Raw genomic sequence first — 15,652 nt, 5'->3', positions numbered from 1 at the left:
GCCTTTGCGAAACGACCAAGCAAAACATGGAAAGGGCACGGTCCGAACCAGTCCCCTGCCCGGGCTACGTCAACCGATCCAGTCCTGAAGTTTGAACTTACTCAGGTCTCGCAAAACCACGCTCGCGTCTGCAAAGTCTTCGCCTGCAGAATATACCGATGGTGTCACAACCACCCTGAGGCCTGCCGCGGTCGCAGACAGTACTCCGTTACGAGTATCTTCGAAGGCCAATGCCGCGTTCGGCGGCACCCCGAGGCGCGTCAAAGCCAGTTCATAGACGTCCGGGGCTGGTTTCTTGGCGTCCACTTCGTCGCCCGCGGCGATGACGTCAAAGACCTCATCCGCGGGCGCGCGCCAGCAGGCCCGGATCAGGGCGTCGACGTTGGCGCGGCTTGTCGTGGTGGCGATCGCAAGGGCAAGCCCCTCCTCCCGCGCTTGCGCAACCAAAGACCGCACGCCCGGTCGCAGGACGATATCGCCCGCCGCGATTGCCTGTCCGTAACGGTCTGTCTTGTCACGATGAAGGGTGGCAATCGTCGCGTCGTCCGGCCCAGCTTCCCTGCGCTGATCCCTATGAAAGCGCATCCGCTCTTTCCCGCCGGTGACTTTCAGCAGGTCACGGTAGTCATCTTGCGTCCAGTGCCAATCCAGCCCTGCGGCAGCAAAGGTCTGGTTGAAGGCATGGCGGTGCAGGTCTTCCGTCTCGGCCAGTGTCCCGTCCACGTCGAATATCAGGGCTTGAAGGGTCACGAGGCAGGCTCCAACACCGATTGGATCAGGGGCACAAGCTGATCAAAGCTGGAAAACGTTGCCGAATGCGGCAGCTCTGCGACCGGTGATTTGCGATAGCCTTCGGTGAACAGAAGAAACGGGATACCGGCCCGGCGCGCGGTTTCCGCGTCAACGTCGCTGTCGCCGACATAGACGCGCGGCCCGGGGCCAAGGGCATCGAAGGTCGCCAGCAAAGGCGCAGGATCGGGCTTGTGCGTCGGCAGGCTATCGCCGCCCAAAACAGCATCAAAGGTGACGTCCAACCCAAAATGCGCCAACACGGCCCGCGTCGCGCGCAGGGGTTTGTTCGTACAAACGCCCAGCCGCGCCCCCTTTGCTTTCAGGATCGCCAGCGCATCCACCACACCGGGATACAGAACGGTCAGGTTTACCGCCGTATCATAGCTGGCGATAAAATCGGCCAACAGCCGATCGTGCATGTCATCGGACAGCCCACGCGCTTGGCGCATCCGTTCGACGAAAACGCTGGCGCCATTGCCAATGAAATCGCGCGCCTGTTCAAGGCTGATCGGCGGCGCGCCTTCCTGCTCTAATAGGCGATTGGCGATCCCATGAATATCGGGCGCGCTGTCGATCAGCGTCCCGTCCAGATCGAACACGATATTGGCCATCAGGCTGCGGCCCCCATCTTGGCCACGGCTTCCCGGATGGCCCGCATGTTGGCGCCGTAAACCTCTGGCTGGTCCACGGATCCACCCCTGAAGACCGCCGAGCCTGCGACCAGCACGTCGGCCCCGGCCTCGATCAGTGCGGGTGCGGTTGTCGGATCGACACCCCCGTCGATTTCGATGTGCACCGGCCTGTCGCCGATCATCGCCCGCAACGCATGGACCTTGGCGGTCATGTCGATGAATTTCTGCCCGCCAAAGCCGGGGTTCACGGTCATAACGCAGACAAGGTCCGCCAGCTCCAACAAATGTTCCACCGCGCTTGCCGGTGTCCCGGGGTTCAGCGCGACCCCTGCCTTCATCCCGGCGGCGCGAATGGCCTGCAGCGTGCGGTGGATATGTGGCCCGGCTTCAAGATGCGCGGTCAGGATGTCCGCCCCGGCATCGGCATAGGCGTCGATATATGGATCCACCGGCGCGATCATCAGATGCACGTCCATCACCGTTTTGACGTGCTGTCGAAAGGCCTTCACGGCTGGCGGACCAAAGGTCAGGTTCGGCACGAAGTGACCGTCCATCACGTCGACATGCACCCAATCGGCACCTTGCGCTTCGATGGCCTGAATTTCGCGGCCAAAGTCGGCGAAATCGGCTGACAGGATCGACGGCGCGATCTTCAGGGTACGGTCGAATGTCATGTCTGTCTCCATAGCGCCAACATCATTCCGCAGCTTGCTGGCGATCCACATCTAACCCGCCCGCAAAAACGCGCGAGGCCCGAAGGTCTGCTTCGGTGATGGTTGAAAGATCGTCCGCCGTCAGTGGCCCCTTCGCTTCTGCAAATAGACGGTTGGCCTGCCGCAACCGCGCACGATCCAGCGCGTTGCGGATCGAACGTGCGTTGGCGAAATGTGGCTGCATACGACGGGCGGCGATATAGTCGGACATGGCCTGCCGCGCCCCGTCGTCGAACATATAGTTCTGAGCGCTAAGCATAGACGTGGAAATCTGCAGCAACTCTTCATCGCTGTAATCGGGAAACTCGATATGATGGGCAATCCGCGACCGAAACCCGGGGTTAGCGGAAAAGAACTTGTCCATGCGATCCGCATAACCCGCCATGATGACGACCAGATCGTCGCGGTTGTTTTCCATCACCTGCAGGAGGATCTCGATCGCCTCCTGCCCGTAATCGCGTTCGTTGTCGGGCTTATACAGGTAATAGGCCTCGTCGATGAACAGCACCCCGCCCATGGCTTTCTTCAGCACGTCCTTGGTCTTGGGCGCGGTGTGGCCGATGTATTGCCCCACCAGATCATCGCGCGTCACCGTCACCAGATGCCCCTTGCGGACATAGCCCAGACGGTGCAGCAGGCTGGCCATCTTCAGCGCAACGGTGGTTTTGCCGGTGCCGGGATTTCCGGTAAAGCTCATATGCAGCGTCGGCGTTTCGGTCGCCAGCCCCAGACTGCGCCGCGCCTTGTCGACCAGCAGTAGCGCGGCGGTTTCGCGTATGCGTTGCTTGACCGGCTTCAGCCCGGTCAGTTCTGCATCCAGATCACGCAGAACCTCGGCCACGCCCGAAGCCTCGAAATCCGCTGCCAGGTCCACCGTCTGGGGAACCGGATTGTCGCCGCCGTCCATCGCTGCGCCTCCTCTTCATCTTTCCGGAAATACTCGGGGGGTCCGGGGGCACCGCCCCCGGTCCTGCCATTGGTTACCGCGCGTCCCAGGCGTAGACCTGCGACCGGCCATTCACGTCGGTGCGCTGCATATGCAGCTTCGGCTCATCCGTCGGGCGGTTGACGATGAAGGACATCATCACCGTCTCGAACCCGCGCGAATTGTCGAACCCCAGCATCCGGATATAGCCATCGCCATGTGCCTTGCGGCATTCGTCCAACTCCATCATCACGCCCTTGGCGTCCTTCAGGTCGAACATCGGGTGGCCGAACATTTCCCAATAGGTGTTCCGCGGATGCGGGTCGCGGGTGTATTCGATCCCGACGGCCCAGTCCTTGCTCAGCATGTATTCGATCTGTGCGGTGATCTGATCGTCCGTCAGATCGGGAAGGAAGGAAAAGCAACCTTGAGTGATACGCATGTCTTGCTCCTGTTGTCTGGTGGCCCGCCCCTGTCGGGACAGGCGGTCCATTACATCGCCGGGGTCGCCGTCGGCACAAAGTCCGAGGTGTCGGTCGAGGTGTAGTTGAAGGTGATGTTGCCCCAGGTATCCAAGGCAGCTTCCAGCGGCTTGCACCACTTTGCGGCGGCACGCAGGATTTCCGGGCCTTCGTTCTTGATGTCGCGACCTTCGTTGCGCGCCAGCACCATCGCCTCCAGCGCCACGCGGTTCGCCGTGGCGCCCGCCTGAATGCCCATGGGGTGACCAATGGTCCCGCCGCCGAACTGCAGAACGACGTCGTCGCCGAACAGGTCGATCAGCTGGTGCATCTGACCGGCATGGATGCCGCCCGAGGCAACGGGCATGACCTTTTTGATATCCGCCCAGTCCTGTTCAAAGAAGATGCCGCGCGGCAGGTCGATCTCGTTATGCGTCTCGCGGCACACGTTGTAGAAGCCCTGAACCGTCAACGGATCGCCTTCCAGCTTGCCCACGGCCGTGCCGCAATGAAGATGGTCGACACCGGCCAGACGCAGCCACTTGGCGATCACGCGGAAGCTGATGCCGTGGTTCTTTTGGCGGGTGTAGGTGCCGTGGCCTGCGCGGTGCATGTGCAGGATCATGTCGTTGTCGCGGCACCATTTGCTGATCGACTGGATGGCCGTCCAACCGATGATCAGATCCACCATCACGATGACCGATCCCAATTGCTTGGCGAACTCCGCCCGCGCGTACATCTCTTCCATCGTGCCCGCGGTGATGTTGAGGTAATGGCCCTTGATCTCACCAGTCTCGGCGGTCGCTTTGTTGACGGCCTCCATGCAATAGAGGAACCGGTCGCGCCAATGCATGAAGGGTTGCGAGTTGATGTTCTCGTCGTCCTTCATGAAGTCCAGACCGCCCTTCAGGCCCTCATAGACCACACGGCCATAGTTCTTGCCCGACAGGCCCAGTTTGGGCTTGGTGGTCGCGCCCAACAGCGGGCGACCAAACTTGTCCAGACGTTCGCGTTCGACCACCAGCCCGGTCGGCGGGCCAGCGAAGGTTTTGCAATAGGCCACGGGAAAGCGCATGTCTTCCAGACGCGCGGCCTTAAGCGGTTTGAACGAAAACACGTTACCGATGATCGACGCGGTCAGGTTCGCGATGGAGCCTTCTTCGAACAGGATCAGGTCATAGGCGACGTAGCAGAAGTACTGGCCGGGGGTGTTCGGCACTTCTTCGACCCGGTAGGCCTTGGCGCGGTACTGATCGGCGGCGGTCAGACGGTCGGTCCAAACCACGGTCCATGTGGCGGTGGAGGATTCCCCCGCAACGGCAGCAGCCGCTTCGATCGGGTCCACACCGTCCTGCGGGGTGATGCGGAACAGGGCGAGGACGTCAGTGTCCTTGGGCTCATAATCCCCGTCCCAGTAACCCATCTGGGCGTATTTCAGAACGCCAGCCTTGTAGCGTTCCTTGCCTTTGATTTCTTTGGGGTTGCTCATATCGTTCATGGCCGGTCTCCTCTGTTCGGCGCGGTCATTGGGGACGCGGGGCCGTCAGGCCGCCGCGCGTCGTGCTGTTTCCGGGTCCAGTGATCCGGTGGCGTAACGACTTGCCATGTCGTCCAGCGAAATGGGGCGGATCTTGTCCGCCTGTCCGGCGGTTCCAAAGCGTTCGAAACGGTCACGGCAGAGCGTCTCAAGCTCTTTCATTGCGGGGATCAGGAATTTGCGCGGATCGAATTCTTCGGGCTTTTCCTGCGCGACTTTGCGGAACTGTCCGGCCATGGCCATGCGGCAGTCGGTGTCGATATTGACCTTGCGCACGCCCATTTTGATGCCGCGCTCGATTTCCTCGACCGGGACGCCGTAGGTCTGGGGCATGTGACCGCCATGGGCGTTGATCAGGTCCTGCAATTCCTGCGGGACGGAACTGGATCCGTGCATCACCAGATGGATGCCGGGCAGCTTTTCGTTGATCCGGCGGATCGTCTCCATCGACAGGATGTCACCGTCGGGTTTGCGGCTAAATTTGTAGGCCCCGTGCGACGTGCCGCAGGCAATCGCCAGCGCGTCACACTTGGTGCGCATCACGAAATCCACGGCCTGATCCGGGTCGGTCAGCAATTGATCGTGGCTTAGCTTGCCTTCCGCGCCAGACCCGTCTTCGGCCGCGGCCTCGCCCGTTTCCAGCGACCCGAGCACGCCCAACTCACCCTCGACCGAGGCACCGACCGCGTGCGCGGCCTTGGTCACCCGCGCTGTGATCTCGACATTGTAGTCGTAGCTGGCGGGGGTTTTCATGTCCTCCTCTAGCGAGCCGTCCATCATCACCGAGGTGAAGCCATGGCGGATCGCCGAAAGACAGGTGGCGTCGTTGTTGCCGTGATCCTGATGCAGCACGATGTGGTTGTCGGGGTACATCTCGGCCAGCGCCTGAACCATGTGGCGCAGCATGATGTCGCCCGCGTAGGACCGCGCACCGCGGGACGCCTGTAGGATCACAGGCGATGCGGTGGCCTTCGCGGCCTGCATGATCGCAAGGCCTTGTTCCATGTTGTTGATGTTGAAAGCGGGCACGCCATAGCCATTCTCGGCCGCGTGATCCAGAAGTTGTCTCAGTGTGATGAGTGCCATGGGGGTCCCTTTCAGGCTGCCTTGTCGGCGCGCATCAGCGCCGCGATACCGGGGAGCTGTTTGCCCTCCAGCCATTCCAGAAATGCCCCACCGGCGGTGGAGACATAGCTGAAGTCTTGGGTGACGCCCGCGCGGTTCAGCGCAGCCACCGTGTCGCCGCCGCCCGCAACGCTGGTCGCGCCATTTGCGGTGCAGCGGGCTGCAGTGTTGGCCAGCGCAACGGTGGCGCGGTCAAAGGGTTCAATCTCGAACGCGCCAAGCGGGCCGTTCCACAGGATCGTCCGGCAGTTTTCCAGCACCTCGCGGAACGCCGACACAGACCGCGGACCCGCATCGAGGATCATAGCGTCTGCCAGGCAGGCCGTTGCGGCGACTGTGGCCGTGGGCGCATGGGCGGCGAAGTCCCGTGCCACGACAACATCTGTGGGTAGATGGATCTGACAGCCGGACTGCCCGGCCACGGCGCGGATCCGGGCGATCGTGTCGATCTGGTCGGCCTCGTGCAGGGATTGGCCCATCGGGGCGCCATCGGCGAACAAAAAGGTGTTGGCCATGCCGCCGCCGATAATCAGGTGATCCAATCGCGCGGCAAGGTTTTCCAGAACCGAAATCTTGGTCGATACCTTCGATCCGCCAACAATCGCCACGGACGGCCGCGCCGGAACTTCTAATGCCGAGGTCAGTGCGCCGACCTCTTCCATCACCAGCGGTCCGGCGACCGAGGGCAGGAAGTTCGTCACCGCATCGGTCGAGGCATGCGCCCGGTGCGAGACCGAGAAGGCGTCATTGACGTAGATGTCGCCCAGCTTTGCCAATTCGGCGGCAAAGCCCATGTCGTTGATCGTCTCGCCCTCGTGATAGCGCAGGTTTTCGCATAGCAGGACCTCTCCGTCCTCCAGCGCCTTGGCGGCGGCGACGACCTCTGGCCCCGTGCAGGGATGCGCAAACTGAACCGCGCGGCCAAGGGCCAGCGACAGGGCGGGACGCAATTGCGAGACCGAAAAGCTGTCATCCCCTGCCCCTTCTTCGGGGCGACCGAAATGGGTCAGGATCACCAGCCGCGCGCCGCGGTCCAACAAGGGCCGCATACCTTTGGCAAAGCGAGTGATGCGGGTGGCGTCGGTGACCTCTCCGGCCTCGACCGGCACGTTCAGATCAGCGCGGACCAGCAGGCGTTTGCCGCGCACGTTTATATCCATGATGCTGGGCAGGTCCATCAGATCAGCGCCCCCATCGCGGCGGCGTTGTCGGCCATGCGGCAGGAAAAGCCCCATTCATTGTCATACCACGCCATGACGCGCACAAGCCGGTCGCCCATGACCTTGGTCTGATCGGCGGCAAAGTTGCACGAATGGCTGTCGTGGTTGTAATCGATGGAGACTTTCGGCTCGGTCTCAAAGCTGACGACGCCTTTCATGCGGCCATTGGCGGCCTCGGCCATGATGGCGTTGATGTCGTCCACCGTGACGGATTTGCCCGCCTGAAAGGTCAGGTCCACGGCCGATACATTCGGCGTCGGCACCCGGATGGCAGACCCGTCGAGTTTGCCCTTCAGCTCTGGCAGGACCTCTCCGATCGCCTTGGCGGCCCCGGTCGAGGTGGGGATCATGCTCATCGCCGCAGCACGGGCGCGGTAGAGGTCGGCATGACGGCGGTCCAGCGTCGGCTGGTCGCCGGTGTAGGAATGCACCGTGGTCATGATGCCGCTGTCGATGCCCACCGCATCGTTCAAAGCCTTGGCCATGGGGGCAAGGCAATTGGTCGTGCAGGAGCCGTTCGACACCATGATGTCGTCGCGGGTCAGGGCATCGTTATTCACCCCGAACACGACTGTGCGGTGGACGTTCTTAGCCGGGGCCGAAAACAGCACCTTGCCCGCGCCGCGGTCGACGTGAACCCGGCCCTTGTCGCCATCGTTGAACTTGCCAGTGCATTCCAGAACGACGTCGCAGCCGTCCCAGTTCAGCTCGTCTGGGTTATAGGTCGACATGACCTCGATCGGGCCGCGCCCGGCGTCGATGGTGTTGCCGTCGACGCGGATGTCATTGGCGGCGCGGCCATGCACACTGTCATAGCGCAGCAGGTGCGCGGTGGTTTCAATCGGGCCAGTGGCGTTGATACGCACGACCTCTAGGTCCTGGCGGCCGCTTTCGTGGATATGGGCGAAGGTGCATCGTCCGATACGGCCAAAGCCGTTGATGCCGATACGGATCGTCATTGAGCCTGTCCTTTGACAAGAGAGCGAGCGGCCTCGGCGGCCTTCTCTGCGGTGATGCCGAAATGGCGGTAAAGGTCGGGGGCCGGGGCGGATGCGCCGAATGTGCTCATCCCGATGAAGGCGTCGTCGCGGTCCAAGAACAGGTCCCAGCCCTGCCGGATCGCTGCTTCGATCCCGACGCGGGGCGCCGTGCCGCGCACTTGGGCCTGATAGGCCTGCGGTTGCTGGGCAAAGAGGTCGAAGGACGGAGCCGACACCACAGCAGCCTTGATCCCATCGGCGGCCAGCATGTCGGCGGCGTTCAACGCGATTTCGACCTCCGACCCGGTGGCGATCAACGTGACATCGCGTGGGCCGTGGGTGTCGCGCAGGATGTACGCGCCGCGCAGGGTGCGGTTTTCCCTCGTGTGGTCAGTGCGTACGCAGGGCAGACCCTGCCGCGACAGGCACAGCAGCGTCGGCGTGTCGGTCTGTGTCGCGGCAATCTCCCAGGCCTCAGCGGTCTCGATCACATCTGCCGGGCGGATGACGCACAGGTTGGGGATGGCGCGCAGGCTGGCGATGATTTCGACCGGCTGGTGGGTCGGGCCGTCTTCGCCCAGCCCGATGGAATCGTGCGTCATGACGTAGGTCACAGGCACGCCCATAAGCGCCGACAGGCGGATCGCGGGGCGGCAAAAATCGGCAAAGGCCAGAAAGGTGCCGCCATAGGGGCGGAAGCCGCCGTGCAAGGCGATGCCGTTCATCGCAGCGGCCATGCCATGTTCACGGATGCCGTAGTGGATGTAGTCGCCGGAGTAATCGTCTCGCACAACAGCACGCATCTGCGACGTGCGGGTCAGGTTCGATCCGGTCAGGTCGGCCGAGCCGCCGATGGAATTCGGCAGGGTCGCGTTGACCACTTCCAACGCCATTTCGGACGCCTTACGGGTGGCAACCTTGGTGGCCTTGGCGGAATGGTCCTGACGATAGCCGTTCATCGCGTCGCGCAGGACGGCGGAGTCAACGGGGCCGTGGGAGATGTCGAAATCGGCCGCTCGGGACGAAGCGGATTTGCGGGCAGCCCAAGCCGCACGGGAGGCAGCCCCCCGACGGGCGATAGACTGCCATGCGGCGCGAACTTCCTCCGGCACCTCGAAGGGCGGATGATGCCAGCCAAGCGCCTCTCGCGTTGCGGCGACCTCCTCCGCACCAAGGGGCGCGCCGTGGACATCGTGGCTGCCTGCTTTGTTCGGGGCGCCCTGCCCGATCACCGTGCGGCAGGCGATCATGGATGGGCGGTTATCCGCGCGGGCGGCCTCAATCGCCTTGGCGATCGCGTCTGCGTCATGGCCATCCACCGCCTGCACATGCCAACCCGCAGCGGCAAAGCGCGCCTGCTGGTCGGTGGAGGTCGAGACGTCCGTGTCGCCATCAATCGTGATGCCGTTGTCATCCCAGAAGACGATCAGACGGCCCAGCCCCATATGCCCTGCGAAATCAATCGCCTCGTGGCTGATGCCCTCCATTAGGCAACCGTCACCCGCCAGCACGTACGTCCAGTGATCGACCAGATCATCGCCAAAGCGGGCGTTGTCCATCCGTTCGGCCAGCGCCATGCCAACGGCGGTCGAAATCCCCTGCCCCAGCGGTCCGGTCGTCGTCTCGATCCCCTTGGCATGGCCGTATTCCGGGTGCCCAGCCGTGCGGGCGCCCAGCTGACGGAACGCGCGGATCTGGTCCATGTCCATGTCGTCATAGCCCAGCAGGTGATTGATCGCGTAGACCAGCATCGACCCGTGCCCCGCGCTCATCACGAAACGGTCGCGGTCGTGCCATTGGTGATCGGCTGGGTCCACCGTCATGAAGCGGTTGAAGAGAACCGTCGCCACATCCGCCAACCCCATCGGCGCGCCGGGGTGGCCCGAATTCGCGGCCTGTACCGCGTCCATCGTCAGGGCGCGGATCGCGTTGGCCATCAGGCGTTCATCAGCGGTGATCTTGTTTTGGACGTTCATCACATTGCTCCTCAGGCGCGGCGGGATTCATTGACGAGGCGCAGGATCATCGGGGTGAAGATCAGCTGCATGGCGAGGTCCATCTTGCCGCCCGGAATGACGAGGCTGTTGGCCCGGGTCATCCAGCTGTCGTGGATCATCGACATCAGGTAGGGAAAATCGATGCCGCGCGGGTTCTTGAACCGGATCACCACAAGGCTTTCGTCGGGCGTGGGGATCCAGCGGGCGCAGAACGGGTTCGACGTATCGACGACCGGCACACGCTGGAAATTGATGTCGGTTTCGGAAAACTGCGGGCAGATGCAGTGCACATAGGCGTGCATCCGGCGCAGGATCGTGTCGGTCACCGCCTCGGTCGTGTAGCCGCGCTTGGACTTGTCGCGGTGGATCTTCTGCGTCCATTCCAGATTGATCACCGGGACCACGCCGACCTTGAGATCGGCCAAGGCCGCAAGGTTCACATCGTCATTGACCACCGCCCCGTGCAGCCCTTCGTAGAACAGCAGTTCCGACCCTTCGGCCAAGGGCTTCCAGTCGGTGAAGGTACCGGGGGCCGCGCCATAACGTTCGGCCTCGTCATCGTCGTGGACGTAGTGGCGGGTCTCTCCTGTGCCGGTTTCACTGTAGCTGCGGAACACCTCCTGCAGCTTTTCCAGCTCGTTCGCCTCGTACGAGAAATGGCTGAAGGTCGCGTCGCCCTCGGCATAGCGGCGCTCTAGCTCGGCCTTCATGTCGGCGCGGTCATAGCGGTGAAAGGCGTCACCTTCGATTGACACCGTTTCGATCCCTTCGCGCCGAAAGATCTGATCGAAGGTCGATTTCACGGTGGTCGTGCCAGCGCCCGATGACCCGGTAATCGATATGATGGGATGTTTCTTGGACATGTCTGAACCTCCTTACGCGCGAAACAGGCCGCGATTGCCAAAGAGGGCCGAGACCTCCATCGCGGGCAGATCGTGGTAAGAGATGATCCGGTCGATCTTGTCTGCCGACCCGAAGATAAAGGGCACGCGGGCGTGCAGCATGGATGGCACCTGATCCAGCACCGGCTCTGTTCCGGTGGTCGCCTTGCCGCCCGCCTGTTCGACCAGCATCGCGATCGGCGCACATTCGTAGACCAGCCGCAGACGGCCATTTTGGTACCCGGGCCTGTCGTCGGCCGGATACAGAAAAATCCCGCCGCGCATGATGATCCGGTGCGTTTCCGCCACCAAGGACGCGACCCAGCGAGTGTTGAAGTTCTTGCCGCGCGGTCCATCGACCCCGGCAAGGCAGTCGTCGACATAGGCGCGAACAGGCGCGGGCCAGTGGCGATAGTTCGACGCGTTGATCGCGTATTCGTTCGACACCGGCGCAACCTGCGGGGCCTGTGCGGTTTCGACAAAGAAACCCTTTGCGCGGTCCAGAATGAAGTGACGCACGCCGTTGCCAAAGGTCACCATCAACGCCGTCTGCGGGCCGTAAATGAAATACCCCGCGGCCTTCAGATGACGACCAGAGCGCAGGAAGGTTTCATCCGCAGTTGCGGCGGCAGCCTGAATGCCAAAGATCGTGCCGATGGAAATATTGACGTCGATATTCGACGACCCGTCCAGCGGATCAATAGCGAGAGCCAGATCACCTTTAGCATCGATCTCAATCGCCGAGTCCTGTTCTTCGGACGCGTACCAGCGCACCCCGGTGCCGGCCAAAGCGCCAGCAAAGGCGTCATCCGCCATGACATCCAGCGCCTTCTGACGGTCGCCGTCTGCATTGCCGCCAACGTCTTCGCCCAGTGCACCGGCCAAAGCGCCCTGTGAAATGGTATCGGACAGATCGCGGGCGACACGGGCCATCGCGGCGATGACGGGTGCGACATCAGCAGGAATGTCTGCCCCAGTGGTTTTGATGATCGTCATGTCCACCGCGCCTCCCCTCGCTTGAACTTGGGTTGACTTAGGCGCAGGCCGGACCGTAAGAAAATTTGAAAATATTTATCGTCGAGTAAGAAAAATCTTAAAATCTGTAGATCAGATAACCCTAAAACAGTTGCGCGCCCTACAGGCCGTCGTGACCGAAGGCACGATTTCGGGCGCGGCCCAGCAGATGGGATTAACTGCACCTGCGGTTCATAGCCAATTGAAGACATTGGAAAACTTGATCGGTTCTCAATTGCTGGATCGCACGGAACGTGGACAAACCAAGCTGACCCCCGAAGGTGAGTACCTGCTCCAGGCCGAGGCACAGGTCCGCGCGACGCTGGAGCGTGCCCTGCGCGGGATTGTCGCGCTTCGCGAAGGACAAGAGGGTGTCGTGGTTTTGGGCGCGGTCAGCACCGCGAAGTATTTCGCGCCTCGAATCGTGGCGATGCTGGATCAGGAGTTCCCCGGCATCGACCTATCGCTTCGGATTTCGAACCGGACGGATACGATTGCCGCGCTCAGCCAAGGCGATCTGGATCTGTGCATCATGGGCCGCCCGCCGCGTCAGCCCGCGACGGATGCGGTTCCGCTGGCAGACCATCCCCATGTGATCATCGCCGCCCCCGGACATCCGCTGGCCGATGCGCCCTCTGTCTCAGCGGCCGATCTAGCGAAAGAACGGTTCATCCTGCGCGAAATCGGGTCGGGCACACGCCTTCTGGCCGAACGCTATCTGGAACGGTTCACCGGCCAATCGTCGCCGCGCCGCATGGTGATGGACTCGAACGAGACCATCAAACAGGCGGTCATGAGCGGGCTGGGCATCGCCATCATCTCGGCCCATACGGTCGCGCAAGAGACAATGGATGGCAGGCTCACCCCCCTGTCCGTCGAGGGTTTTCCAATTAACCGCAAATGGTTCCTGATGACGCCGCAGGATCACCAAGCCTCTCCTGCCGCGGCAAAAGTCGGACAATGGATCATTGACCAAGCTGCGGACTGTATACCGACATTGCCGGTGTAGTTGGCGTCGGGGCGTTTTTTGGGGAACGTTGGTTGCCCAGTCCAAACGTTCGGAAGTTAACCCGCGATATCTGTGTCGCGCTTGTGGGGATGTCTTCGCAATTAGATAAGTCTCAAGCCGTATTTGCAGCACTTCAGGTTGGGCGTTCAGCACATCGTCCAGCCGACAGAGCCGCTCGGGCAGACCGCGCTCACGGTGAAACGCACAAAAGCGACAAGATCGGAAAAACATGGCTTGGTGAAATCGGCTGCAGGCTCTATCAGTGAAAATATGTTTTCATCGGAGCCGCCATGCCAGACCGATCCTTTCTTGCCCGCGTCAGACAAAAACTCCCTGACCTGCATCCTGCTGAACGTCGGCTAGGAGAGCTCGTCTGCGACTTTCCCGGGGAACTGGCCAGCTATTCCGCCTCTGAACTGGCCGAATTGGCGCAGGTGTCGAACGCGACAGTGACGCGCTTTGTGCGCCGTCTGGGCTATGCGTCTTATGAAGACGCCCGCCGGGACGCCCGGGCGGAAAGCCTTAGCGGCTCGCGCCTTTACCTGCAGCAGTCGGACGATCCCAGCGACAGCGATCCTGACAGCTTTCTAAACGTCGACATCCGCAACATCCGCGACACGATGGAGCATCTGACCAATGATGATATCGACGCTGTCGCGCAGGCCATTCTTGCAGCGCGGCGCGTCTGGTGCGTGGGGTTTCGGGCGGCCAATCCTCTGGCTAACTATCTGCAATGGCAGATATTACAGGCGGTTGATGATAGCGTGGCGGTGCCCGGCGGCGGTCAAACCATGGGGGAACATATCGCGCGCACGCTGCCGTCGGACGTCGTGATCGTGTTCGGCTTGCGGCGCCGCGTGGCGGATCTGGATGCCATCCTAGAGAGCTTTATTAACACTGGCGCGACCGTATTCTACATCACCGATGAGGGTGTCACGGAAAACCGGAACGTGGCCCGCCACTTCCGGTGCGCTACGCAGTCTTCTGGCCCCCTCTTCAGTCACGTCGGGGTCATGGCTTTGATCAATATCGTCGCCAACCGTACGATCGAACTGGCCTCAGAATCAGGTCGTAAGAAGCTGCGCGCCATCGAAAGCTTCAACGAGGCTCTCGGCGAACTTTGACCCGAACACGCCCAATTTTCACACCAAACACTGTGAAAATCTGATTACATATTGTGCACACTCGGCATCTCTCCAAGAAAATGGTGTTTCACTAGCGAAAATTCTTGCCTGAATATGAAAATCTGTTTTCACATGATGTCAGAATATCGCCAGACCCACTCTCAACCTGAAAGGACAATTTCATGCACCGCCTGTTCGCCACCACCGCTCTTGTCTGCGCCGCGTCGATCGCCACCGCTCAGGACGTCTCTCTCCGTGTTCTTGGGCAGCCTGTCGGCTCTGGCCTGATCCAGCAGCAAAAAGAGCAACCGTTCTTCGAAGACTTCGCCGCCAAGGCCGACATGGATGTTTCGGTTGAATACCTGCCCGTGGACGTCGCGGGTATCCCCGATACCGATGGCATGCGCGTTCTGCGCACCGGCCTTTTTGACATCGTTTCGGTCCGTGGCCCGCAGGTCAGCCGGGACGAACCGACGATGCTGGGCCTCGATCTTGTTGGCCTGAACCCCGACTACGCCAGCGGCAAGGCGCATACGGATGCTTTCCTGCCCGTCGTCGATGCCGCGGTTCAAGAACGGTTCAACGCCAAACTGCTGGGCGTCTGGCCCGCAGGTCCGCAGGTTGTCTTTTGCAAACCGGAAATCACCGGCCTTGCTGATCTTGAAGGCTTGAAGGTCCGTGTCGGCGATCAATCCGCCGCCGCCTTTGTCGCCCAGTTCGGCGCGACCGGCGTTCCCCTGCCCTTTGGTGAAGTTCAGCAATCGCTGGCGCGTGGTGTGGTCGATTGTGCCATCACTGGCCCGTCCTCGGCCAACTCTGCTGGATGGCCCGAAGTGACGACGACAGTTCTGCCCATCGCGCTGCAACTGGCCATGAACGGCTACGCGATGAACCTGGATAGCTGGAACAAGCTGACCGAAGAGCAGCAGGGCAAAGTGTCCGGCGCCATCGACAGTCTGGTCAGCGACGTCTGGGCCTATTCCGAGGAGCTTTATGCCGACGCGATGAACTGCAACACCGGTCAGGAACCTTGCGAACACGGCACGCCATACAGCCTGACCGCCGTCGAAGTGTCCGAAGCGGACCTGAAAGCCGTTTCCGACGCGCTGGTCGGGTCGTCCCTGCCCGCATGGACGAAGCAGTGCAACGCGGTCAACGAAAGCTGCGAGGCCGACTGGATGGCAACCGTGGGCGCCAAGCTGGGTCTTTGATCCAGCGAACCCCGATGCCAATCCCGATGAA

15 protein-coding genes are annotated in these 15,652 nt (G+C 61.7%); 3 read left to right on the top strand and 12 right to left on the bottom strand.

Annotated features, from left to right (window positions below):
* Positions 1 to 69: 69 nt before the first annotated feature.
* The 12 genes from ACI3GR_RS05120 to ACI3GR_RS05065 form a co-directional block, all read right to left on the bottom strand.
* Positions 70 to 750, bottom strand: coding sequence for an HAD-IA family hydrolase (locus tag ACI3GR_RS05120; protein ID WP_407493002.1), 681 nt, complete (start codon positions 748 to 750; stop codon positions 70 to 72).
* Complete coding sequence (gene gph, locus ACI3GR_RS05115; RefSeq protein WP_407493001.1) at positions 747 to 1,403, bottom strand: phosphoglycolate phosphatase; 657 nt, start codon at positions 1,401 to 1,403, stop codon at positions 747 to 749. Before gph ends, ACI3GR_RS05120 begins: the two co-directional genes overlap by 4 nt.
* Positions 1,403 to 2,098, bottom strand: a complete 696-nt coding sequence (gene rpe / locus ACI3GR_RS05110) for a ribulose-phosphate 3-epimerase (RefSeq protein WP_407493000.1) — start codon at positions 2,096 to 2,098, stop codon at positions 1,403 to 1,405. The genes gph and rpe overlap by 1 nt, the downstream gene beginning before the upstream one ends.
* Before the next feature lie 22 nt (positions 2,099 to 2,120).
* Positions 2,121 to 3,044, bottom strand: coding sequence for a CbbX protein (cbbX, locus tag ACI3GR_RS05105; protein ID WP_407492999.1), 924 nt, complete (start codon positions 3,042 to 3,044; stop codon positions 2,121 to 2,123).
* 73 nt (positions 3,045 to 3,117) lie between these two features.
* Positions 3,118 to 3,504, bottom strand: coding sequence for a ribulose bisphosphate carboxylase small subunit (locus tag ACI3GR_RS05100; protein WP_407492998.1), 387 nt, complete (start codon positions 3,502 to 3,504; stop codon positions 3,118 to 3,120).
* A 50-nt stretch (positions 3,505 to 3,554) separates the two neighbouring features.
* Positions 3,555 to 5,012: a form I ribulose bisphosphate carboxylase large subunit gene (locus ACI3GR_RS05095; protein ID WP_407493602.1), complete on the bottom strand. Its 1,458-nt coding sequence runs from the start codon at positions 5,010 to 5,012 to the stop codon at positions 3,555 to 3,557.
* A gap of 54 nt (positions 5,013 to 5,066) precedes the next feature.
* Positions 5,067 to 6,146, bottom strand: coding sequence for a class II fructose-bisphosphate aldolase (fba, locus tag ACI3GR_RS05090; RefSeq protein WP_407492997.1), 1,080 nt, complete (start codon positions 6,144 to 6,146; stop codon positions 5,067 to 5,069).
* An 11-nt stretch (positions 6,147 to 6,157) separates the two neighbouring features.
* The gene (locus tag ACI3GR_RS05085) at positions 6,158 to 7,363 is read right to left on the bottom strand and encodes a phosphoglycerate kinase (protein WP_407493601.1); all 1,206 of its coding nucleotides are present in this window, start codon (positions 7,361 to 7,363) and stop codon (positions 6,158 to 6,160) included.
* Positions 7,363 to 8,364 carry a type I glyceraldehyde-3-phosphate dehydrogenase gene (gap, locus tag ACI3GR_RS05080; RefSeq protein ID WP_407492996.1) on the bottom strand — a complete coding sequence of 334 codons (1,002 nt, stop codon included), beginning with the start codon at positions 8,362 to 8,364 and terminating at the stop codon, positions 7,363 to 7,365. The genes ACI3GR_RS05085 and gap overlap by 1 nt, the downstream gene beginning before the upstream one ends.
* On the bottom strand, positions 8,361 to 10,361 hold the full coding sequence (gene tkt, locus ACI3GR_RS05075; RefSeq protein WP_407492995.1) for a transketolase: 2,001 nt from the start codon (positions 10,359 to 10,361) through the stop codon (positions 8,361 to 8,363). The genes gap and tkt overlap by 4 nt, the downstream gene beginning before the upstream one ends.
* 11 nt (positions 10,362 to 10,372) lie before the next feature.
* Positions 10,373 to 11,245: a phosphoribulokinase gene (locus ACI3GR_RS05070; protein WP_407492994.1), complete on the bottom strand. Its 873-nt coding sequence runs from the start codon at positions 11,243 to 11,245 to the stop codon at positions 10,373 to 10,375.
* Positions 11,246 to 11,257: 12 nt separating this feature from the next.
* Complete coding sequence (locus tag ACI3GR_RS05065) at positions 11,258 to 12,259, bottom strand: class 1 fructose-bisphosphatase (RefSeq protein WP_407492993.1); 1,002 nt, start codon at positions 12,257 to 12,259, stop codon at positions 11,258 to 11,260.
* A gap of 130 nt (positions 12,260 to 12,389) precedes the next feature.
* On the opposite strand from ACI3GR_RS05065, the gene ACI3GR_RS05060 reads away from it, so the two are divergent.
* The 3 genes from ACI3GR_RS05060 to ACI3GR_RS05050 all read left to right on the top strand — a co-directional run bounded on the left by ACI3GR_RS05060 (position 12,390) and on the right by ACI3GR_RS05050 (position 15,621).
* Positions 12,390 to 13,286, top strand: a complete 897-nt coding sequence (locus ACI3GR_RS05060) for a LysR family transcriptional regulator (RefSeq protein WP_407492992.1) — start codon at positions 12,390 to 12,392, stop codon at positions 13,284 to 13,286.
* Positions 13,287 to 13,576: 290 nt separating this feature from the next.
* Positions 13,577 to 14,410, top strand: a complete 834-nt coding sequence (locus ACI3GR_RS05055) for a MurR/RpiR family transcriptional regulator (RefSeq protein WP_407492991.1) — start codon at positions 13,577 to 13,579, stop codon at positions 14,408 to 14,410.
* Positions 14,411 to 14,592: 182 nt separating this feature from the next.
* Entirely contained in the window at positions 14,593 to 15,621 is a 1,029-nt protein-coding gene (locus ACI3GR_RS05050; protein WP_407492990.1) for a TRAP transporter substrate-binding protein, read from the top strand.
* The last annotated feature ends 31 nt before the right edge of the window (positions 15,622 to 15,652 follow it).

It is taken from the genome of Pseudooceanicola aestuariicola, assembly GCF_045763785.1.
GTDB lineage: Bacteria > Pseudomonadota > Alphaproteobacteria > Rhodobacterales > Rhodobacteraceae > Pseudooceanicola.
Note: the sequence above shows the minus strand (reverse complement) of the source record. Positions and strands in the feature narration are given on the sequence as shown.